Genomic DNA, 22,226 nt, shown 5'->3' on the forward strand with positions numbered 1-22,226 from the left:
GCTTCTCAGGTAAGCGTAAACTTTTTGCTTCCCGGAGCCACCGAAAGATTCCCCGGTATATTCATGACAGGCACAGGTATCCTTGATTCCATATCATTTAGGAATTCCACTTTGGCAATATCAGCAAGTTTCGTACTTCCCGTGTCTGTCACCTTGATCGTAATCTTCTTCACAGCAACCTGTTTCCCAAGATTTACCACCAGGGTGCCGTCCGGCTCCTGCGTCACAATGGCCGCCGCTCTGGATCGGTAGTACGCCGCCATACCGCCGATTACGGCTGTTGTTGTCTGTTCATCACCATTCTCGTCGATGTAGACAATGTCGATCGTCCCCTCTTTGATGACATTTTCAGAATCCTTTGGCGGCGCGATCGTAATCCCATCTATTGGCGCGGTCTCCTGCCCGGATAAATCTATGCTGATTTCTACCGGATTCTCTTTGGAAATTATTTCGTCAGAGACTGGTTTCATAGAGATACTTCCCTTGCCGGTCAACACATCCGATACACTGCTGCCCGCTGCAAGTTCGGTACCTTCAGCCGTCTTTGCCTCTACCATGTCCTCGTCAATAATTACGGATCTTGTTACCGCAGACTCCAGCTGCTCTGTACCATAACTGTATGTAAAACACTGCAGGTCCGCCAGATCGACTGCTCCGTCCCCATTCACATCACAGATAAGTTCCTGGGTCTCCTCACTGATAGCGTCCAGAAGCAGGTTCCGATCCGTATTGTCTACCGCACCATCGCCATTCACATCCCCATAACGAAAAGTTCCCGGATGGGCAGACTCCTGCCCAATAGACGCCGTCATATCCACCAGGCGTATCTTTTGGTTCATCGGCTGTATCTCAATACTCTGGCTATAGGCAAAACCGCCCCCAATAATCTGCAGCTCATACGTCCCTTCAGCCAGCCCGTTGATCTCTGCTCCCGCTCTGCCATTGTCCGTACCCGAAACAGTAAAGCCCGCAGAAGCAGCCTCGCTGCCTTCCTGTGTCAATATGGCCGAAATACTTTCAAGGCGGGTCTGTAGCTCTGCGATGGGCAGATTGCACGTAAGTTCAATCGACAAATTCCCTGTCCGCTGTCTATTCGGCGCCATCTTCATCTCCGCCGTATCCTCTCCCTGAATCAGATCAGCCCCCGGCCCTTCCGTTCGATTCTCAGTTTCATCCAGAGCTGTCTCTTCCCCTTCCGGCTGTGCTATTCCTTCCTCACCGGTACCGGCTAACTCCCCTGCCTGCCCTCCCGGCGCAGTAATCCCTTCATCATTGTCTGTCACTATCTCCACACCCTCAGGTTCAGAGCCTCCCTGTCCTTCTTCCGCAAAAACCGTAAATGATGACAGCTGCAGTACCATGCACATTGCCAGCACCCATGCCAACTTTTTCTTCATCTGCCCATCCTCCTTAATACGCCCCCTATTCATTGCTGAAAGGGCTGTCTCTCTCCTTTTATTCAATCCTGGCAAAGTGGGCATACCCACTTCTGCTTCCCGACCCGCACTCATGAAAGGCAAAAATACTTTGGCACCGCAGCGATACCGCTTGGCTGCTATATTCTAAACACCGCGTTAGCATCCTTCAGAGAAATTCGCGATATAGAAAATCCCAGAAAAACTCCCTATATCATCAAAAAGGCGGTATCAAAAAGACTTTGATACCGCCTGCAGATTTATGCGCACTGATAGCCTGGAAAATACACTTTTCCTATTATTCTATCCGACCCACGAATAAGATATTCCCCGGCATTAATCCCCCCGGTTTTCTCCCCCTGAATATCTGCAACTCAGCCATCCTGTACAACTGCCAGGACCTGTAGCTTTGCGTCACTGCCTTACGGCAATTTTGCCTTTTTCGTATGAGTATAAAAAACTTCGCGGTCCCCATCGGCGGAGAATCCTTTATCCACCACCAACCACGTCCGCTAATCTTATATCTAGTGATTCGTCTCTTCACCTATAAAACGTAAGAATCCGTAATCATCTTGTTGCATTTAATATAGCAATTAAAACTTTCACTGTCAATGACACATAAAAAACTTTTACAAAAATCCTCCAGAATCGGGAGTTAGTCGGCTAGCTTTAGCCTAGCCGACGGATGGAGACGCTTCATGACAGGGAGGCCGGGAAGGCGCTGGGGCTGTATATGCCGTTGCGATATGCACCCGTGCTGCTAAGTGTTTCTAGAACAGCCGCTGCCGGATAGGCGGGTACACTGAACACATCACGGGAAATCTGATGATTTCCCGCGCTGGGTTCAGCAAACACTTGATTCGGAGATCAAGTGTTTCCCCGCCTATCCGGCAGCGGCTGTTCAAGAAACACTAAGCGCACTCCAGCATTTCGCAACGGCATATACAGCCCCAGCGCCTCCCCGGCCTCCCTGTCATAAAGCTGGCTCATCCAATCGGCAGGAAAGCTCGCCAACCGGGTGGGATCCCCAATCGGGACAGCGGATGTGGATTGGCTATACGTGTCTTTTCATCTTCAAGATGTATATTGAATTATTTTGATACTGGAACCGTATCCCATTGCTTTTGTACATCCACTGGGGACATAAAAGTCCCGCAAATTCAATACCATACGCTGTCCCCGCTTGAGGCCCCTCCTTAGAATCGAGCTTTTTCCTGCCGGTTGGATGCGCCAGCTCCATGAAGGGATAGCCGAAAACCTTCCGGAGAACATCCGTGTCCTTTCAAAAACGCTTAAAGCGGGCCTTAGAAATTCTTGGTGGGAACAGCCCTGAAAATGGAGAGATTTTTGGATTCCGAATCCAAAAATCAGCTGACCCAGGCGAGAAATCATCGGGATTTCTGGTGATGTGTCAGTGGTGCTCCATTTTCAGGGCTGTTTCCCGCCTAGAATTTCTTAGGCCCGCGGCCGCATTTTTGAAAGGACACGGATGTTCTCCGGGAGGTTTTCGGCTATTCCTTCATGGAGCGTCCCCATCCGTGCCGCGACTAAAGCGCGTCACTAATTCCCGATTTAGTTTATGTCTGTGGTTGGATGTATGTTTTGTTTTCTCCTGTTCTCTTCCAAATACCATGCCATTTTTGCGCTCTCCTCCAGTTCTTCTATCCCGTAAAATGCATCCATAAGGCTTTTTCCGCCAACCACTGGGCCATGCTGTTTTAATAGATAGCCATCGGACAGCAAAACCCTTTCCCGCATATAGGAAAAGAGTTGTTGGCTCCCCGGTTTTGCATAAGGGACCAAGCCTATGGTTCCCACCTTCATTTTTAGATAAGGCGTATAGGACGGAATCACATCCGCAGGATTCTCAACGACCGTACACGAATAGAGCGTTGCATAGAAGCTGTGGGTATGTATCACAGCCTTTATATCTGGTTTAGCCTGATATATTACCTGATGCAGCGGAAATTCTTTGCTTGGTTTTACTTTGTTCCTCTGTTCCCCTTCAATCGTCAGGCAGGCGAACTGTTCTTCTGTCAGTGTGCCGAAGCATGTACCGCTGCCGGAGATGTAGATCTGGTTCCCTGCGCGGAAACTGATATTGGAGGACGATCCGGAGGCGCTCCCTTTTGCAAATAGGGTGTGAGCGATCCATATTGCTTCCTGAAAATACTGCTCCGTCATTTTATATCTCCTCTCCTTTTAACATTTGTATGGCCCGGAAAAAGAAATCCCGCTGTCCGAAATTTCCCGATTTCAACACCAGGCGGTACTCGGGTCCATCTAAAGGGGTCATTATTGGGACACCCGGTGCAATGCTGCTTCCGATAAGGTACCCTTCGAATCCCAGCGCTTTCATCGCGGCGCCGGAAGTCTCACCTCCGGCTATCATATATTTCCTGATGCCGTTTTTTCTTGCAATGGTTATCAGATCGGCCATGGTATCCTCTATCTTCCGGGCTATGGCTTCCTTTCCCATCTCCTGGTTTTTCTTTACCTCCCCGGGAGATGCGGAACTGTAAATCAGTATCTCCGAGGCATGATCTATCTGTGCCTCTCTCCATATGCCCGCTGCATCTAAAGAGCCGTCTGCCAGCCGGGCAGGTATCACCTTATAATATGGAAGGCCTTTTTTCTGATATTCAGCAATCTGTTCTAAAGTAATTTTAGAACAACTGCCTGCGATGAGCAGTGTCGGGCCTTTTACGGGTGCTTCCTCTGCCTTTTCCATTTCGAATCCATACGTTCTCCCAAAGTATTTCCCCAGATGTTCTATCAGCCCCGAACCTCCGGTGTAAAAACCAATGCCTGGAAAGTCTTTGGCAATCTGCTGGCCCTGAACATCCGTTTCATAATCCGGCACCACGTAACAGTGCGCATTTTTATCAATTTCCCGGGCAATCTCTTTTTTCGCTTTTTCCGTTAAAGGGGTCCTTGTTTCTATACAGCGGTATTTCCCCTGGGACTTCATGAGATCCCCCAGACGTGATTTCTTCATGGGTGTCAGCGGATGGTTTTTCATGTGGCTCTCTTCTAAAAGCTTCCCATTCACATAGAGCCTGCCCTCCGTAAGCGTGCGTCCGTTGACCGGTAGCGAAGGGCATAGTACCGTATAGGAAAATCCCATTTTTTCCATAACTGCATCGATTACCGGTCCGATATTTCCCTCCTCCGTGGAATCAAAGGTGGAACAGTATTTGAAGTAAAAGATTCTGGCTCCCTGCTCTTTCAGCCACGCAAAGGCTTTGAGAGATTCAACCACCGCCTGCTCCTTTTTAACATTTCTCGTTTTAAGAGCAATGACTGCACCCTGCACGTTCTTATCTTCCAGATTTTTCTTAGGTATCCCGTTATACAGTACCGTAGAAATACCGCTTTTTACAAGAAACGAGGCCCCGTCCCCGGCGCCGGTGAAATCATCTGCCACACATCCGAATAACAGTTTGTTTTTCTGCATAGTACTCCCCCTTTTCAAACAGACGGATTTGCATAAAAAGCAAATCCGTCCTTAATGTTAAGACCATCCAATTCCCTGTGCAATTACCAGAAGAATCATACATGCCAAATACCATATACCGATCAAAGGAATAATAAACTTAAACCACTGTTCGTATTTGATTTTACCATAGCCAATACAAACCCACAGATATCCCAGAGTCGGCCACACAATATTGGACAGTCCATCTCCAAACTGGAAGGCCAGAACCGCCACCTGTCTGCTGACGCCCACCAGATCGGCCAGTGGGAACATGATAGGCATAGATACCAAAGCCTGTCCCGACCCGGAAGGTACGATAAAGTTGAAAAGCAGCTGTGTAATCAGCATCCCTACTGCTGCCACTGACGGGGGCAGAGCCTGGACCAGCTGTGCTACCGCATTAATGATGGTATCGATAATCTTTCCGTTTTCCAGCACAATTGTGATTCCGCTCGCAAAACCACTGATTAAAGCGGCGCCGATAAAGGCGGAAAGCCCCTCTGAAAATTTATCACAGATTTCCGTCAGGGACAGCTTACAGATAAAACCTACAAGCAGACCCGTGATCAGGAACATCGTTCCGATCTCAATCAGTCCCCAGGAGAATTTTAATGCTCCCACAATCAGAATCGCAAAACAGATTAAGAAGGCAAACATAGCCACCTTTCTGCGGCCGGTCATTTCTACCTTTTTGCCAACCCCATACTCTTTTCTCAGCTCAATGTCTGTTTGATAAGTTATGCTGAGCTCCGGTTTTTTCCGGACTTTTATGGCATGGCGCATGACATACGCGATCCCGATTGCAGTAATCACGATGAGACAGATGGTGCGGTATCCCGCGCCGGAATACAGGGGCAGTTCCCCAATCGGCTGAGCCACAACCACAGTAAAAGGATTGGCCACGGCGGCGCCAAAACCGGCTGCCGTGGAAACCAGGGCCATGGCAATCGCTGTCAGGGAGTCAAAGCCCAAAATCAGACATATGGGGATCAATATTGGAATAATAACCATGGAAAGCTCCAGCAGGCCGATGAAACAGCACATTACGGAGGCGGCAGCCATAATGATAGGGATCATTAGCAGCTCTCTGCCTTTAAATACCTTTTCAACTTTACCCAATGCTGATTGAATCATACCCGTTGATACGATAATGGTAAAGGAACCTCCAATAAGCAGAACTCCAAAAATGATGGTAGCCGATTTGACCATCCCCTGCGGAATCGCCATAAACCCATCCCACACGCTTACCGGACTCGCCTCTACTCCGTGATAGGAACCGGCTACTACCAAGGTTTTCCCGGCATCATTCATTTCCCGGTCAAACTCTCCTGCGGGCAGGATCCAAGTGGCGATCACGCCAATTAAAATCATAACAACCAGCAGGGCAAATGCCGGGGGCATCGAAAATTTTTTCTTCTCTTTTACAGCTGTATCCTTACTTGACATAAATTCCCTCCTCACCTAATCAGAGTACTCAATCAAAGAACTATTCCAAAACAAAAGGCAGCGCCGCATAGATCTTCGCGGCCTGATAAACGTTGCTCAGGCTGACTTTTTCGCATTTTGAATGGGCGTCTTTTATGCTTCCCGGTCCAAACAGTATACAGTCGCACCCTGCATCATATAAGACTCCTGCATCCCCCCAGAAGGGAACGCCGAAGATCTCCGGCTCCTCTCCCAGCACTTCCATGCCTGCTTTTTTCATCCCCTGTACGATGGGATGCCCCTCGGGAATATCCATGGGCGTTTTGCTTACCTTCAGGCTGTAGGGCATAGATTCGTAAGTAATCGCGTACTCTTCCTCATATCCTTCATTGCACTTTTTTACTGCTTCATCTAATTCCGCTTTTACACTCTCCAGAGTCTCTCCGGGGATGTATCTTCTTTCTACCTGAAGATGAGCGTCTCCCGGTACCACGTTAGGCTGTTCCCCGCCCCATGCTTTTCCCAGATTCACCAGCGACGGTCCCAGAAGGGGATGTATTCTTTCCTTCAGCTTTGGTTCCAGCTCTTCATTGATGCAGGTCATCAGCTTATTGAGACGCTTCAATGCATTGATCCCCGTAGATGAAACACTGGAATGGGTCCGCCTGCCGGGAATATCAAACTGGAACCAGTGAAGACCTTTCTGTGCAGAACCAATCTTCATGTCCGTTGGTTCCCCACAGATCCCATAATCAGTCAGTTTGGTATGCTTTGCGTAATAAGTGGCGCCGTCACTTCCATACTCTTCTCCGATCATGGCCGACAGCACGATATCGCCCTTTGGGATAAGGCCTGCCCTTTTAATGGCTATCATTGCGTAAGCCATGGCAATAATGCCGCCCTTCATATCGCAGGCCCCCCTGCCGTACAGGTCATCCCCCACGATTCTGCCTGAATAAGGATCTTCCATATCAATCGGAGGGATGCTGTCCATATGGCCGTTAAAGGTAACGCTTTTGCCCTCACCGGTTCCGTGAATAGTGGCAAGCACGTTAGCCCGTTCTCCTTCTACAACTTGAAGTACTGTTTCAATTCCTTCGGCAAGCAGCTTTCCGGCGATATACTGCCCGATTTCTTTTTCCTGGCTTTCCAGCTCAATATGGCTGGGGATCTGAACTGCCTTCTGCAAAAAATCAGTCAGCTCCTGCCTGTCAATCTGTTCCATTAATTTTGCTAAATCCATTTTTTACACCTCTTTTCTTATAACGAGCGTGCTCATAACTGATGTTTTCTCATAGTTTCTTCTATGGCCTGCTCCAGCATGGCAGCCACCTGGTTTATTTCTTCCTCACTAATGATAAACGGGGGGGCTATCTGCAATGCATCCCCTAAAATACCATCAGCGCTTCCTGTTACACCTCCCGTTATCATAATTCCATGCTGAAAACAATATTGTGAAATTTCCGTGGAAAAATTAAAATCCAGCGGCTCTTTTGTTTTGCTGTTTTTTACAAATTCTACGCCAAGTAAAAGGCCGATCCCCCGGATATCACCCACAACCGGGTATTTTTTCAATGGCTGCAGCTTTTCCAGAAAAATCTCGCCCATTTTCCGGCTTTGTTCAATCAGGCCATGATCCATGATGTAATCCAGTACGGCCTCTGCCCCCGCACATGCCAGCGGGTTCCCGGAGAAAGTAAAGCTGTGTGTTAAGGCCCCTGTACCAGCCGCGATAGCGTCTACAATTTTCTTATGTACGATGACGCCGCCTATGGGTACATAACCGCTGCCAAGCCCCTTGGCAAATCCAATCAGATCCGGGGTTATCTGGTAATGGTCTACTGCAAAATTCTTTCCGGTTCTTCCAAAGCCGGTAATCACTTCGTCTACGCAGAACAACACATCATACTTATCACAGATTTCCCGGATTTTCTTCATATATTTTTGAGGCGGTGTAATGGCTGCCGCAGTGGTTCCCGTAATAGGCTCCATCACAAAGGCTGCTACCGTGTCCGGCCCTTCGTATTTGATCTTTCTTTCCAGTTCCTGGGCGCATTGGCAGGAACAGCTCTCCTCTTCTAAACCATAAGGACACCGGTAACAATTACAGGGGGCGATCTGGGAAATATTCTTAGGAAAGAAATCCTCATATTTTTCCCGCCAGGACGGCCTTCCGCCCAAAGCCAGCGTTCCCATAGTATTCCCGTGATAGCTCTGCCACCGGGATATGATTTTATTCTTCTTTGGCCTTCCGGCTTCCAACTGATACTGCCGGGCGATCTTCATCAGTGACTCCATAGCTTCGGAACCACCCGAACAGAAAAAGACTTTGTCCATGCCCTTTGGTGCAATCGAGACAATCTTAGCCGCCAAACGCCTTCTGACATCACTGGTAAATGTGCCTCCGTAAACAAAACTGATCTTCTCCGCCTGCCTTGTCATCTTATCAATGACATCTTTCACCCCGTGTCCGATATTTACCACGCCGATTCCGGCTGCACAGTCTAGGTATCTTTTTCCCTGTTTATCATAGATATACATTCCTTTTCCGTAATCTACTTCCGGATATTCTTTCTCTATTACTGCATATAATGCGCTCTCCTTATTCATACTGATTCTCTCCTGTCGTCTATAATTTAATATCTAATATTTTAGATTAAGCTAAAATATCTCAATTGTTCAAAAATGTAAGAATACTTCGATAGCTCTGCGGGCAAAGCGCAGCTTTCGGACATGCTGCCTCATGCTCTTTAATCGCGGTGTCAATCGCTTCCTGAAGCGTGTCATACTTCTCCATGTGCATAGCTGCCAGGTCTTCTTTCGATACATTTTCTGAGACAACCATGACTCTGGTTTTCTTTTTCAGGATCTCTCTTATAGGAACGATGTGATCCATCTGTATCTCATAGTGGCTCCAGACGTATTCCTTCAATTCCTCAAGATCCGGATAGGCCCGGAAAGGTTCAATAAAATCCGGAGCGTTGATACCCTCGTTGAAATCGCCGTACAATATCACCGTAGTATTCTCATCTGCCAGTTTGTGCAGGGCAATTAACGGCTTAACACCCTGGTACATATCGATATTTAAGGGATGCCCAGGACATACCACATAGATATCTGGCTTTGCCGGAAGCTCCACCATACAGAACCCTTTTAAAAAGGCAGCCGCAGCCTCATGTGATTCCTGCAGTTCCCCTGAGAAGATTCCCGCAATCTCATATTCCTGATTCATTACGATATTCACCGAGTAGTCCACACCACACATGTTAGCGGCCTCGAGCATATCCTCGTGGATGGGGTTTCCTTCCAGATTGCCTGCATAGCTTTTGGGATGCACCATCATCTCCGGCCTGTGGTTGATCACAATCGTCTCCTGTGAAGCGACACCCGGCAGTATGGACTTTCTTCCTCCTGAAAATCCGGCCATATCATGCAGCTCTACCTTGCCGATCGTGATCACTACGTCGCATTCATACACCCTTTTATTTACCTTCACCGGTGTATGGCGGGAAGTCATGCCCAGATATACCAGCTTATTGTCGTCGAAAGCATCATGGTTTTCAATCGCAATGTCTCCCATGAGAGGGCCTAAAAACTCCTTCATTTCACTTTCCGTGGCATCCCTGTGGACTCCAAGAGCCACAACAAAGACAATATTCTCCTTTTTCATACCGGCCGCTGTCAGCTCCTGAATGATATACGGTGCAACCCGGTCCGTTGGTACGCCGCGGGTTGCATCCGATATAATAACCGCTGCCGTTTCCGCCTGCTTTCTGCTTACAATATCCCTTAAACGTTCCCCCTTTCCCACTGGGCTTATAACGGCGTTCTTGATTTCTTCTGCCTGAATAGACGGAGGATTTCCGGTTTCGTAAATTCCCATGAAATTCTCTAAAGGCAGAAATGCGTCTCTTTTTTCTTCGTCGTCAATGTAATGTATTTTGTCTCCGGCCGCTTCGATTCTGTACATATTTCCCCTCCGATTTTTTGAAATGTAAAATTTCACATTTTTCTTTTTGAAAGGCGCCGACGATCTTACGCCGGCACCAACTGCCTTACCACTGATTAATAATGTCAAAGCAATCCATAATCTCTTCTTTTGTGTGGTGTATATCCGTGGAAATCCACCGGATGCTTTCTTCTAACTCTTCATTGATCAAAGTTTCAATTAAACGGACATGAATTTCTATCTCTTCTTTAAAGCACTCCCAGCCTGCCTTGTGCAATTTATAAATAATATGGAGTTTACGAATCCGCTTGGTCAGATCCACCAGATTCATGATCTCCGCTCCGATAATGGATGGACAGGCGTCGATTAAATGCTCATGGAAATTAATCTCTATCTCAAAAAACTTCTCCACGACATCCAGTACCTGCTCTTCCCCCTCCACAGAAGAAACACTTAAAATAAGCCGGAACTTTTCCCCGAATTCTTTTAGCTTCTTCTTATCCAGCTTTGTAATGGCTTTCCGGATTACCTGGGCTTCTAATACCTCCCGGAAATCAAAAATATATTCCAGCTCTTCCTTTGTCAACTCTCTTACATAACTGCCGCTTCGGGGATTGATTACTACGTAGCCGTCCTTTTGCAGGGACTTCAGGGCATTGGTCACGGGTGTGCGGCTGACCCCCAGAGATGTGCTCAGGTAGTCAATGTCCAGCTTTTCGTTTGGTTTTAACTCATTTGTGAGAATCTTGCTCTTTATTTCGTCGTATATCAACTCGTTTAAACTGCTGTATTTTACTCTGTTAAACATAAATTACCTCGCATTGCATTTATGCATCTGAAATTTTAGATTATAGTTGTATCATAGCTAAAATTCCAGAATATGTCAAGTAGGTAATTTATTTGATAACTATTCGTTACTGTTCATGACTATTTCCCCCGCTTTACAGTTCCTTCACCGCCATACAGGACTTCCACTTCCTGCGTCAGGCCGCCGTCCTGGGTCTTTTTCTGACGGAAGATTCCCCAGGCTTTCCCATTACACCAGAATCCGGTAAAGTCATCTGCATGAAGTCTGGGTGCAAACGTCTGTCTGTTGCTGCGCATGTCATACTCATAGCCCAATAATGCTTCATATACTGACCATGACGCCATGGCCCTTGTATAGTAATATCCTGATTCATTCTCACTAAAGGGGTTCCGTTTGAAGCCGTCGTGCCGGTCGCGAATCGCCTTCACGATGGTCAGGGCTTCTTCGACCTGACCCGTTCTTGCCAGCAGCGCCGCTGCTTCATATTCAATTCCAGTCCATACCTCGCCATAATAGACAAAAGGAAATACCGGACGGCCGCCATTCGGCCAGGTACAGGGCGTCAGGCCTTTTTCATCATTTAAAATAAACGCCCTCTCCGCATGAACATTCTCTTTTGCACGTTCAACAAAATTGTACTTGAAGATGGATGCTGCAGCCTTTTTCACATGTTCTTCAGACATCACATAACCCAGCTGTGCATTAAAGGCCATGAACTGACCCAGCAACTGATCGGAAAGGCATCCTTTCCCGTACTGATAACGATACGCATTCACGTCGTCAACAATCTGCTCATAAAATTCTCCGTTCCAGCTGATTTCGTCCAGTTTTCTCCTGCCATTTTGTGCTAATTCCCTGTATTTCTCAGCGTCTCCTGCATGCCCCATATGCTCCGCCATCTCAGCCGCCGCTGCCAATGCCGCAAAATAAATGCTCCCGGTCATACTGGATATTCCATACAGTTCGGTATCATAAGTCACATGCTGGGGCTCCTCTAACAAACCGTCGCCGTCACGATCCCATATTTGCTCGGCATATCTCATAGTTTTTTCAACCCCCGGCCAGCATTCCCTGACAATCGCATCGTCGCCGCTGATCACCCATTCCCGGTACAGCCTCACGACGCTTCCCAATTGTCCGTCTGCCGAAGGCGTCATTTCCCATTGGGGCAGATCAAAAGGTGTGTACGCCCGAAAAGGCATGTAACCATCCTCTCTTATTTCATCGGCCAGCTCAATCCGGCGCATGGTTCGTTCCAGCTCCGGAAATAGTACCGCCACACTTTGGGCGTAATTCCAGACATGAGTGCAATTTCCCGGGCCGCAGCCCAAATCATTATCAACGCCTTCCCAGCCAAGAAAGTCGCCATTCTCAATCCGGAAACAGGTGGGGCTGCGCATAACCGTTATATTATCGGCTGCTGCCTCTAAGACATATCCCGGTAAAGTGGTGCTGAAAAATGCATTAGAAAAGGCCTTGCTCTCACGGTACAGGCGCTCTTTTTCATTGCCCAGATAAGCAGCTGCCTCCCATGCATCTGCAAAAAGGGTTGCATAATAATTTTTTGTCACCTGGTAATTGCCTGCATTGATATCGGCTCTGTCCTTGTCGAGTTCAATCCACATTTTCGGACGGTTGGGAAAATACCAGGTCAGTATAAATGTAAACGTCTTTTCTTCCCCCGGTTCCAGACTGTGCGTAACGCTTAAAGAACCAATTTTGTCTGTAAAATGAAGAAAGCTGAAATCCGAATTTTCTGCCCAGGTACTGCCTACCTGTTCATAAATGCTGGCCTCATCCAGCCTGCCGTCACTAGAAAAATCCTGCCAGAAATCCTCGCCCCCATCTGTCCACTGCCCCTGATACCAAACAGGTTTTGCCGTTATATTTTCTGCGGGCGCTGTGGTCGTAAGAGCCATATCCCCCCAGGTAATATGCTGGTCGGAAAATCCACTGCCCGTATATGTAATCCCTCTGACTCCATTATCATCACGGTATCTGTTTACTCTTTCACCTGCATGCTGCATAAAAGAAAAGTTATTATACCCTTCAAAACCCACGGCATTGTTCATCGAACCGGCAATCGACACTTCCACCTTTTCTCTTCCCGGATTCTTTACTTTGTATTGTAAATACGCTCCGGGTATTCCTGAATCATCCGCATTCAACGGAATGAATGGCGTAAATGCTTCTAAGCTTACCTGAACCGGCATCTGATCGTCCGTAAATTTAAAGTTAACAAATGGATATTCTGAGCCCATTTCTGCACTGTCAAAGCGTGGTAACCCGGCCATTTCGTTTCGGAAGAAGCCCTGAGATTTCGCAAACGGGGGATTCAGCCTGCTTTCCAATACTCTTGCAACCGCCTTCCCATGTTCGGGTTTTGCCCAGATGGAAAAAAAAGTATACGGCATTCTGTTGAGCTGTCCCGGTTGATTAAATATCTGCCAGGTTGTCAAATTCCCTCTTGCCCCCAAAGATACATTGCCTGTACCGATTCCGCCTAAAAGGAAATCGACACACCCTGCGGTTCCGGGGTACTTTTTTTGTTCATTGTCACAGAATAGCTCTTCTGTGGGATATATTAAATGTTTCATGAATAATCTCCTTTTTTTCGTTTTTTATTAAATATCGTCCGGGCGCGCTTATCCTTTTACAGCCCCGGCGGTCATGCCTTCCACAATATGTTTCTGGAAAAGCAGATAAAACAGAAGCTGCGGGATAATAATAATCACCGTGGCTGCAATCATTCCGCTGTAGTCCATGCTATACCGCCCTCTGAACATAGAAGCTCCCAGGGATATTGTCATCATTTTAGGGTCATTTACCAGAACCGACGATATAGGGTATTCATTCCAAAAATACAAAACATTAAAAATAATAACCGTAGCAAGTACCGGTTTAATAACCGGAAGAACAACTCTTGTACACATCTGATAGATATTACAGCCATCGATGATTGCCGCCTCTTCAATTTCTTTTGGAAAGTCCCTGAGGAACCCGACCATTAAAAGAACGCCCAGTGCCATCGTCGTTGCCGCCAGCGGCAGGATCAAAGACGCCCTGTTTCCCAGCAATCCCATGGAAACAATCATACGGTAAGTAGGGAAAATCACAATATAAGGGGGGATCGTAAGGCCTGCCACAAATAGCAGATAAAGACCATTCTGTAAACGCTTTGATTTAAACTGCAGGCGTGTAATAGCATAAGACAGCATAAAGGTACAGACCAGGCTGATCGCCAGGGCAAAAACTGCTACAAAAAGAGTATTACCGAACATCTTTATCAGGGGCAGCGTATGAAGCGCCCGCTCATAATTCGAAAAACTGATACTTTCCGGCAGAGAAAACGGGCTGTTCAGAATTTCCGTATCCGTCTTAAAGGAAAGAACAAAGAGCCACAAAAACGGAAATGCGGTTAATGCCGTGATCACAATCAGCACGATACGGCTCAGGGCTTTTGGCCATCTGCGTGTTTTTGACATCATCTATCCCTCCTCCTGATGCATCGACTTATTCACTTTGGTCAGATATATGATCGAAAAGATCAGACAAAATATAAAGGAAACTGTGGCAATGGCCATACCATAGCCATAACGTGAGGTTGTAAACGTGGTGTGGTACATATAAGTAACCAGCACGTCCGATACATGATTGGGCCCGCCATTTGTCAGCTGTTGAACTGTCTCAAATATTTTAAACCCGCCAGTAATAATCAAAACTGTATTAATCACGATGGTATTCTTCATCATCGGAATCGTAATCCGCCAAACCTGCTGAACCCGGTTTGCTCCGTCGATCTGAGATGCCTCGTAAATATCCGAAGGTATGCTGCGCAGTCCCGCCATATTTATGGTTGTATAAAACCCCAGAACCTGCCACAAATAGACGAATGCTACCGCATAAGGCGTCAGTGTCTGTCCGCCAATCCATTGCTGCTGCCATCCTTCCAGCCCAATTCCTTTCAGGACCGCGTTAATCAGTCCCATTTTGGGGTCTAAAATAAACAGCCATATTAAGCCTACCAGGATCGGCGCCACTACATTTGGCGCAAAGATCATGGATTGAATGATTCCGCTTCCCTTGAAGGACTTTTCCAACAGTAAAGCCACAAGAAAAGATATAGGTAATACTGTGATTGTTATACAAATCAAAATGATGAATGTATTTTTCAGGGCGATGAAAAAGAACTTATCATGAAATAATACCCGATAATTTTTCAAGCCTATAAAGTGTGCCTCTCCGATACCTGTAAAATCCGTAACACTATAATAAACACTAATAAAAATAGGTATAATAACAAATCCCACAAAAAGAATCAGAGCCGGCAGCACCATAATAATTTTCGTACTTCTTTTGCTCAGCCAGTGCATTAAAATTACCTCTCTCTAAAAGAAAATGAATTTCCGGTTTGATTGAAAAACTCGCCTGCGCCAAGCGGCATCAGGCGAGCAGTCTGCTTTATTGGATCAGCCCCTGTGCTTCAGTTTGTTCATCCATATACCGGAGCGCTTCTTCGGGCGTATAGATACCGTTGATGACTCCTGCCATGCTTTCAAAATAAGTGGTCTCAAACTGTCCGGGCAAGGTCATATTGGGGCAGGTCTCGGGACTTTCCCAATCATCATTCATACGCTCCATAACTTTCGCAAACACCGGGTACGATTCTGCATCAATTTCACCTTCATATCTGGTTACCGGCACGCTCTGGTTATCCCTGGCAATGATGGCTGTCCCCTCAGGGCCATAATAAAACTTAAGGAATTTGATGATTGCCTGATATTTTTCCGGTTCTTCCTCTTTCGTTTTTGCAGATACGCAATATGGATGAGAAGGCGCTTTCATAGCCAGTTCCTGGTTGCCGATACCATCGCTGAAAGTCGGTCCCCACCAGAAGCCAATGTCTTCTTTCCATTCACTTTCATCAAACTTTTTGGTATCCCAGGCCCCGCTGTCAAACATAGCTGCCTTTCCCCCAAGGAACATCTCGGTCGCTTCCCAATAACCAAGAGAAGCCGCATTATCCGGAAACATCCCTTTTTCTGACATATCCTGAAGCTTTTCATAGAACAGCAGGTAATCGTCGTTCAGCCAGTTGTCCGTGCCCTGGAAAATCCCATCTATATGGTCAAAAAATCCGTATCTGGCGTGCATTGTCATTAACGACCAGCTGCTCCAGACATCCTTAGTACCACGTGCCATAGGGACAATTCCCTTTTCATTAAATACTTCAGCGCAATGTATCAGATCATCATATGTCACGGGTATTTCCAATCCGCATTCTTCAAAAAGCGCCTTGTTATACCAGATCCCATTGCAGAAAATCTCTGCTGGCAGCCCATAAATGGCTCCATCCATCTCCATTACATCCAGCATTCCCGGCAGAAAACCATCCACAAATTCCTGATCATCCGTAATGTCTGCGGAAATATCTGCAAGCAGCCCTGCCTCCGCCATAGCATCGGCATCCCCTTTTAGTGAATAGAACAGATCCGGCAGAGTATCCGATTGTGACGCTAATTTTATCTTCTGAGTGTGTTCATCCTGCGCTGAACCAGTCATGTCTATCACAATATCCGGATTCTGTTTCATAAATTCCTGAACTACAGCATATACCTGGGGCGCCTGTTCTTCAATATTCGCCACATGCTCTGCAAACGTAAATGTTATTTTACCATTCCCCGCATTCTTATCTTCTTTCTTATCTGTAGAATTACCAGAGCTGCCGCACGCTGTTAATCCCAGCAGTAACGCACTCATGACTAATACACTAATTACACGTTTTTTCATGATTTTCTCCTCACCTTTTAAACATGGTTATACTTGTTCATATTTATTATTAACCATCGCCTCCGGATGCAATGACTTAATAACTGGTTTGGGCCCTTATTTCATCTATTTCGAATCTAAGATTTTTACCGAATCACGTACGATGAGCATCGGATCAATCACCAGCCGGACCGGCTCATGAGGTTTACCGGCACTTCCTGAGTTCGACAGGATATTTTTACAGAGTGACCCTGCAGAATCAAAAGCATGCCCAATCGTGGTGATTCCCGAGGCTGCCGCCCAGGGTAAATCATCATAAATAATCAGACTGACATCCTCCGGAAAAGACAGTTTCATTTCGGTAAGCGCAGCAACTGCAGCGGTAGCAATGATTTCATTCACTGCTAAAATAGCAGTAGGCTGCAATTCCTGAATATGGTTTTGAATCATTCCCCTGATACTGTCATTATAGGGAATATCATATAAGAAACGGGAATCAACTTCCAGCCCTGCCTCTTCAAAGGCCCGCCTGTAGCCGTCGCCTCTTTGCGGAAAATCTTCCCGGTATTTATAAAGCATCAGAATATCTTTATGCCCGTTCTGCAGCAGGTATTTTACTGCCCGGTATGTTCCCAGCTCATCATCAAAAAGAATGGTATCTGCGCCCTGGTGGGTACACATAAAAATCTGGATAACCGGCTTGCCTTCCTCAATCATTTTTTCGATCTCTGGATAGTTGTAGTTTGACACCGCTGCAAAGATTAATGCATCAACCCCCAGGCGCTCCAGGCAGGCCACATTCTGCTCTTCTCTGTCTGTATCTTCGTTGCTGAATAATACAACGATTTCGTATTCGCTTCCCAATTCTTCAATGATCATCTGGATCAGGTCGTTCGTGAATGGATTCTTCGCCTCGCTGAACATTAATCCTAACAGCTTACGGTTGCGGACTACTGCATGGTGCGTATAATTCACTTCCTTGCAGGCCTCCAGTACACGCTCTTTTATTCCCGGGCGGGTACTGTAGTTATCATTAAAAACCTTATAAACCGTAGATACCGAGACTCCGGCTTTTTTAGCTACATCTTTTATGGTGCCCATATTTATCCTCCTAAAGTCATGCAGACATACAAATGAATCAGATTTCCTTCTTGATATAGCTACATTATATCAACTTGGAGAAAAAAGTCAAGCTTAACGGAGAATTTTTTCTATATTTTCTCTATTATTTTCTATATTTATCTGTTTTTATCTATTTTTATTAGTTTTTTTCCATTCATACTGTCTGAAGTATGCTCGGAAGTGAAATGCAATTTCTGTTTATAAACAAAAAATAACCCTTCAGCATTTTACTAAAGGGTTATTTTCTAGTCTGGCCTTGAAAGAAGATGAATCCCTGGATTCTAAATCCAAAGTCTTGTATTATCTCCAGAACAGAGAAACGGCATTTTACCTATGCTCTGTCCGTTTTATTTACACCATATTCAATTCGATCCCTTTCTCCTGAATCAGCTGTACCCATTCCTCCGAAAGGTTCGTGTCGGTAATGATCCGGTCAAAAATATCCAGATCTGTCACAAAGCATGGCTTAATCATCCCAAACTTGCTGGAGTCTACCAGCAGGATCTTCTCTGCCCCCGACTGGATGATCGTTTGTTTAATTTCCAGCTCATAATTATTCATGCAGGTGACCCCCATTGTGTCATGAACCCCTGCCGCCGATGCAAAGACCTTTGTAGCTCTGATATTTTTGATCAACGTGATATTTTCCGCCGATTCAAACAAGGTCGTATCCGGATGATAATAGCCGCCCCCAAAAATAATAGAAATATTGGGGTTACTGCAGATCTTATTTAAAATATTAAGGTTACAGGTAAAGACCGTCACCTTCATGTCCTTTGCAATACTATCCGCCAGATATTCTACGGTAGAACCGTTATCAATAATCACGCAGTCATCCTGCTGAATTAAGGAGGCGGCAAACTTTCCAATCCGCTCCTTTTCCTTTGCATGTGAGCGGGTTGCCATAGAGAGTTGATATGCATCGTCTTCCCCTTCATACGTATATTGGGTATTCAGGACCGCTGCACCCGGAATATCCAGTATCACGTTCTTTGACTTCAGTGCATCCAAATCCCTGCGCACGGTCATCTCAGATACATCCAGCATCTGTGCCAGATCACGGATCGTAGCGCCATTCTGCCTTTTCAATATTTCAATTAACCGGTTTAATCTATCCTCTTTTTTACTCAAAAGAAATACCTCTCACTCTATAATTTCCCCACTGAAAATGTGTCCCACCATATTGTTTATTATAGCATGACCGCAAGCGGACACGATGCCTCCGGCGGATGCACAGCACAGCTTTCTGCTGTTCTGCAGAAACTGCTAAATGCGCAATGATATAATGTACACTCTGCGTACATTATATCATGAAATCTAAACTTGCGGAAACTTTTTCCGTACACAGTTTACCACAGCGTCGGCTGTAAATCCATATTTTTCGAATAATTGTCCCGCCGGCGCCGATGCGCCGAACTCATCCATTGTCACATAACAGCCGTCTATACCGGCGTATTTTCCCCATGACATGCTGCTGCCGGCCTCAACTACAACGCGCTTTGCAACGCTTTTCGGAAGTATCTCTTCCTGATATGCCTCGTCTTGTTCCGCGAACAGATCCATACACGGCATACTTACCACCCTGACTGATATACCGTCCTGCTCCAGCATGCCGGCCGCCTCCAGGGCAACGCTGACTTCTGAACCTGTAGCCATGAATATCATATCGATTGCCTCACCGGATTCCTTCTTAAGGATATATCCCCCGCGCAGCGCGTCTCTGCCAGTCTGCTCAATCGCAGGAAGATTCTGTCTGGAAAGCACCAGGCAGGTCGGTGTGTGTGCGGAGGTCAGCGCCGAATACCAGGCCGCCTTTGTCTCGACTTCATCCGCGGGCCTGAACACATGCATGTTCGGAAGGGACCTGAGCATGGTGAGCTGCTCCACCGGTTCGTGGGTAGGTCCGTCTTCCCCTACTCCGATGCTGTCGTGGGTCAATACCGAAATCAACGGCAGGCCCATCAGAGAAGAAAGGCGCAGCATCGGCTTCATATAATCCACAAACACAAAGAAGGTCGCCGCATAGGTACGCAGTCCGCCATGCAGGAGTATTCCGTTAGCCACCGCCGTCATCCCAAGTTCTCTGACGCCGTAATGAAGGTTCCTGCCTGCGGGACACTCAGCGGAATAATCTGCCTCCCCGTTCATAACGGTCTTATTTGACGGGCCTAAATCGGCGGAGCCGCCAATCAGGTTCGGAAGCCGGTCTTTGACAGCATTCAGCACCTTGCCTGAAATGCTCCTCGTGGCCTCAGCTTTTCCATTTCCTGCCCAGAACGCCTCATCGTCAAGAAGACCGGATGCTGCGTCAAAGTCATAATATGTTTCCAGCATTGCCTTCAGTTCCGGGTATTTACTGCCATATTCCTCAAACATCTGCTGCCAGAAATACTGTTTTCCAGCACCTGCACGCGCCAGCGACCGGTAATGTTCGTAAATTTCCTCCGGTACCGCAAATGCTTCCTCCAGCGGCCAGTCGAGTGACTCTCTCAGAATCTTAACGTTTTCCTCGCCCAGCGGCTCGCCATGTGCACTGGCCTTTCCTTCTTTTGCCGGTACACCATGCCCGATCCTGGTTGTTATTCTAATAAAGGAGGGACGCTCTTTTTCCGACTTGGCCTGCTCAATTGCCTTTCCGATTGCCACCGGATCATTCCCGTCCTCCACGGAAAGAACCTGGAAGCCAAAGGCCTCGAACCGCTTCTCCACATCTTCTGTAAACGCAAGATCTGTATTCCCTTCTATTGTGATGGAATTGGAGTCATACAGGACGATCAGTTTTCCCAGCCCCCATGTGCCTGCCAGAGACATGACCTCCGAAGAGATTCCCTCCATCAGGCAGCCGTCTCCGCAGAGTGCAAATGTGTAATGGTCAAAGACGGGATATCCATCTCTGTTGAACACTGCCGCCATATGCTTTTCCGCCATGGCCATCCCCACCGCCATGCCAAGCCCGGCGCCTAACGGCCCTGTCGTCGCTTCTACGCCGGCTGTATGGCCGTATTCGGGATGGCCGGGAGTCAGGGAATTCAACTGCCGGAAGTTCTTAAGATCATCAATTCCAAGTTCCCCATAACCGAATAAATGCAGGAGGGAATATAACATGGAAGAGCCATGCCCAGCCGACAGGATAAACCTGTCCCGGTTGATCCATTGGGGATCCTCCGGATTATGGGACATCTGATGCGCCCATACTTCATATGCAATCGGGGCGGCGCCCAAAGGCAGCCCCGGATGCCCGGAATTTGCTTTCTGCACCATATCCGCGGACAGAACCCGGATTGCATTCACTGCTAGTTTCTCTATTTGCTTATTCATGCCGTTTTCTCCTTTTTCTTTTTATGTCCAATCACGCCTTTTATCTTCAGCTTTGTCGTATAAGAGCTGATTGCCAATGCAAGAATCGCGAAAATGAATGGGAACATCTTGATGATAGAAGGTGAAATATTCATTCCCATCAGCTCAATTCTGATTCCGATTGCATCTGCAAGCCCGAAGAGCAGTGTTACCAGTGAAGAGAATATCGGATGTGCATTTCCGAAAACAAGTGCCGTAAAGGCATTAAATCCTCTTCCCTGAATCATATCTTCGGAGAACTGGGAAACAGAAATTGTGGACAGATATGCCCCCGCAAGCCCTGACAATGCACCCGAGATCAGGATGACCTGCCATTTTACAACCGCCGGCTTGATGCCTGCGGTCTTCGCTGCAATCTCGGACTCCCCAACCGCACAGATACTTAAGCCCATCTTCGTCTTAAACAACATAATATAGATCACGATGATCAGCACGATAGCAAAATAAGTCACAATACTCTGTCCGCTGATGCAGCTCAGGATCGGGATATTCTTGATGACAGGAATATTAATCATTTCCAGCTTACTAATCTTGTCCGGCGTGTAAGCTCCCTGCACCCCGAACATCGCCCGTAAGAGATATGAGGTCAGCCCGGCGCCCAGCATGTTCATGGCGATACTGGCTATAATATTATCCGCCTTGAACCTTGTTACAAACAGGGCGAACAACGCGCTGTACAAGGCGCCGATCAGCATCGCCCCGATCAGTCCTGCCCAAACACTTCCACCTGTAAACTGCACAACTGCAATGGCGGCAAATGCGCCTACCAGTGAGAAACCTTCCAGCGCGATGTTGAAAACGCCTGCCCGCTGGCAGAGAAGACCGCCTAAGGCCATCAGCATCAAAGGAGTGGCAATTCGTATCATCGATGCCAATGTATCAGAAATAACTGCTAAATTCATC

The 22,226-nt window shown here is 47.0% G+C and carries 16 protein-coding genes and 1 riboswitch; all 16 genes read right to left on the reverse strand.

The window, feature by feature from the left end; genetic code table 11:
* Positions 1-5: 5 nt before the first annotated feature.
* The 16 genes from ARB69_RS11235 to ARB69_RS11315 all read right to left on the reverse strand — a co-directional run bounded on the left by ARB69_RS11235 (position 6) and on the right by ARB69_RS11315 (position 22,225).
* Positions 6-1,397, reverse strand: coding sequence for a dockerin type I repeat-containing protein (locus ARB69_RS11235; protein ID WP_055153160.1), 1,392 nt, complete (start codon positions 1,395-1,397; stop codon positions 6-8).
* Between the two features lie 383 nt (positions 1,398-1,780).
* Positions 1,781-1,863, reverse strand: a riboswitch (cyclic di-GMP riboswitch).
* Positions 1,864-2,987: 1,124 nt separating this feature from the next.
* Positions 2,988-3,599 (reverse strand): class II aldolase/adducin family protein, encoded by a 612-nt coding sequence (locus ARB69_RS11245; RefSeq protein WP_055153164.1) that lies wholly within the window; start codon positions 3,597-3,599, stop codon positions 2,988-2,990.
* Position 3,600: 1 nt separating this feature from the next.
* Entirely contained in the window at positions 3,601-4,872 is a 1,272-nt protein-coding gene (otnK, locus tag ARB69_RS11250) for a 3-oxo-tetronate kinase (protein ID WP_055153166.1), read from the reverse strand.
* A gap of 57 nt (positions 4,873-4,929) precedes the next feature.
* Positions 4,930-6,339 carry a YfcC family protein gene (locus tag ARB69_RS11255; protein ID WP_055153168.1) on the reverse strand — a complete coding sequence of 470 codons (1,410 nt, stop codon included), beginning with the start codon at positions 6,337-6,339 and terminating at the stop codon, positions 4,930-4,932.
* 40 nt (positions 6,340-6,379) lie between these two features.
* A complete protein-coding gene (locus ARB69_RS11260) occupies positions 6,380-7,561 on the reverse strand; it encodes a M20 family metallopeptidase (RefSeq protein WP_055153170.1) in 1,182 nt (393 codons plus the stop codon).
* A gap of 32 nt (positions 7,562-7,593) precedes the next feature.
* Positions 7,594-8,928 carry an aspartate aminotransferase family protein gene (locus ARB69_RS11265; RefSeq protein ID WP_055153172.1) on the reverse strand — a complete coding sequence of 445 codons (1,335 nt, stop codon included), beginning with the start codon at positions 8,926-8,928 and terminating at the stop codon, positions 7,594-7,596.
* 61 nt (positions 8,929-8,989) lie between these two features.
* The gene (gene larA, locus ARB69_RS11270) at positions 8,990-10,288 is read right to left on the reverse strand and encodes a nickel-dependent lactate racemase (RefSeq protein WP_055153174.1); all 1,299 of its coding nucleotides are present in this window, start codon (positions 10,286-10,288) and stop codon (positions 8,990-8,992) included.
* Positions 10,289-10,373: 85 nt separating this feature from the next.
* The gene (locus tag ARB69_RS11275) at positions 10,374-11,075 is read right to left on the reverse strand and encodes a GntR family transcriptional regulator (RefSeq protein WP_055153176.1); all 702 of its coding nucleotides are present in this window, start codon (positions 11,073-11,075) and stop codon (positions 10,374-10,376) included.
* A 119-nt stretch (positions 11,076-11,194) separates the two neighbouring features.
* Entirely contained in the window at positions 11,195-13,672 is a 2,478-nt protein-coding gene (locus tag ARB69_RS11280; protein ID WP_055153178.1) for a GH116 family glycosyl-hydrolase, read from the reverse strand.
* A 48-nt stretch (positions 13,673-13,720) separates the two neighbouring features.
* The gene (locus ARB69_RS11285; protein WP_050642041.1) at positions 13,721-14,563 is read right to left on the reverse strand and encodes a carbohydrate ABC transporter permease; all 843 of its coding nucleotides are present in this window, start codon (positions 14,561-14,563) and stop codon (positions 13,721-13,723) included.
* Positions 14,564-15,448: a carbohydrate ABC transporter permease gene (locus tag ARB69_RS11290; RefSeq protein WP_050642042.1), complete on the reverse strand. Its 885-nt coding sequence runs from the start codon at positions 15,446-15,448 to the stop codon at positions 14,564-14,566.
* A gap of 88 nt (positions 15,449-15,536) precedes the next feature.
* The gene (locus ARB69_RS11295; protein WP_050642043.1) at positions 15,537-16,865 is read right to left on the reverse strand and encodes an ABC transporter substrate-binding protein; all 1,329 of its coding nucleotides are present in this window, start codon (positions 16,863-16,865) and stop codon (positions 15,537-15,539) included.
* Between the two features lie 105 nt (positions 16,866-16,970).
* Positions 16,971-17,945, reverse strand: a complete 975-nt coding sequence (locus ARB69_RS11300; RefSeq protein ID WP_050642044.1) for a LacI family DNA-binding transcriptional regulator — start codon at positions 17,943-17,945, stop codon at positions 16,971-16,973.
* Between the two features lie 372 nt (positions 17,946-18,317).
* Entirely contained in the window at positions 18,318-19,097 is a 780-nt protein-coding gene (locus ARB69_RS11305; protein WP_055153180.1) for a DeoR/GlpR family DNA-binding transcription regulator, read from the reverse strand.
* Positions 19,098-19,283: 186 nt separating this feature from the next.
* Positions 19,284-21,284: a transketolase gene (gene tkt / locus ARB69_RS11310; protein ID WP_055153182.1), complete on the reverse strand. Its 2,001-nt coding sequence runs from the start codon at positions 21,282-21,284 to the stop codon at positions 19,284-19,286.
* Positions 21,281-22,225 carry an ABC transporter permease gene (locus ARB69_RS11315; protein WP_055153184.1) on the reverse strand — a complete coding sequence of 315 codons (945 nt, stop codon included), beginning with the start codon at positions 22,223-22,225 and terminating at the stop codon, positions 21,281-21,283. Before ARB69_RS11315 ends, tkt begins: the two co-directional genes overlap by 4 nt.
* Position 22,226: the final 1 nt, after the last annotated feature.

Source organism: Faecalicatena contorta, assembly GCF_001404335.1.
GTDB lineage: Bacteria > Bacillota > Clostridia > Lachnospirales > Lachnospiraceae > Faecalicatena > Faecalicatena contortus_B.

Coding starts and splice junctions, on each gene's coding strand:
- ARB69_RS11315 (WP_055153184.1), bottom strand. CDS start 22,225: ATGAATTTAGCAGTTATTTCTGATACATTGGCATCGATGATACGAATT.
- ARB69_RS11235 (WP_055153160.1), bottom strand. CDS start 1,397: ATGAAGAAAAAGTTGGCATGGGTGCTGGCAATGTGCATGGTACTGCAG.
- ARB69_RS11285 (WP_050642041.1), bottom strand. CDS start 14,563: ATGATGTCAAAAACACGCAGATGGCCAAAAGCCCTGAGCCGTATCGTG.
- ARB69_RS11295 (WP_050642043.1), bottom strand. CDS start 16,865: ATGAAAAAACGTGTAATTAGTGTATTAGTCATGAGTGCGTTACTGCTG.
- ARB69_RS11300 (WP_050642044.1), bottom strand. CDS start 17,945: ATGGGCACCATAAAAGATGTAGCTAAAAAAGCCGGAGTCTCGGTATCT.
- tkt (WP_055153182.1), bottom strand. CDS start 21,284: ATGAATAAGCAAATAGAGAAACTAGCAGTGAATGCAATCCGGGTTCTG.
- ARB69_RS11265 (WP_055153172.1), bottom strand. CDS start 8,928: ATGAATAAGGAGAGCGCATTATATGCAGTAATAGAGAAAGAATATCCG.
- ARB69_RS11255 (WP_055153168.1), bottom strand. CDS start 6,339: ATGTCAAGTAAGGATACAGCTGTAAAAGAGAAGAAAAAATTTTCGATG.
- ARB69_RS11260 (WP_055153170.1), bottom strand. CDS start 7,561: ATGGATTTAGCAAAATTAATGGAACAGATTGACAGGCAGGAGCTGACT.
- ARB69_RS11280 (WP_055153178.1), bottom strand. CDS start 13,672: ATGAAACATTTAATATATCCCACAGAAGAGCTATTCTGTGACAATGAA.
- ARB69_RS11275 (WP_055153176.1), bottom strand. CDS start 11,075: ATGTTTAACAGAGTAAAATACAGCAGTTTAAACGAGTTGATATACGAC.
- ARB69_RS11290 (WP_050642042.1), bottom strand. CDS start 15,448: ATGCACTGGCTGAGCAAAAGAAGTACGAAAATTATTATGGTGCTGCCG.
- otnK (WP_055153166.1), bottom strand. CDS start 4,872: ATGCAGAAAAACAAACTGTTATTCGGATGTGTGGCAGATGATTTCACC.
- larA (WP_055153174.1), bottom strand. CDS start 10,288: ATGTACAGAATCGAAGCGGCCGGAGACAAAATACATTACATTGACGAC.
- ARB69_RS11245 (WP_055153164.1), bottom strand. CDS start 3,599: ATGACGGAGCAGTATTTTCAGGAAGCAATATGGATCGCTCACACCCTA.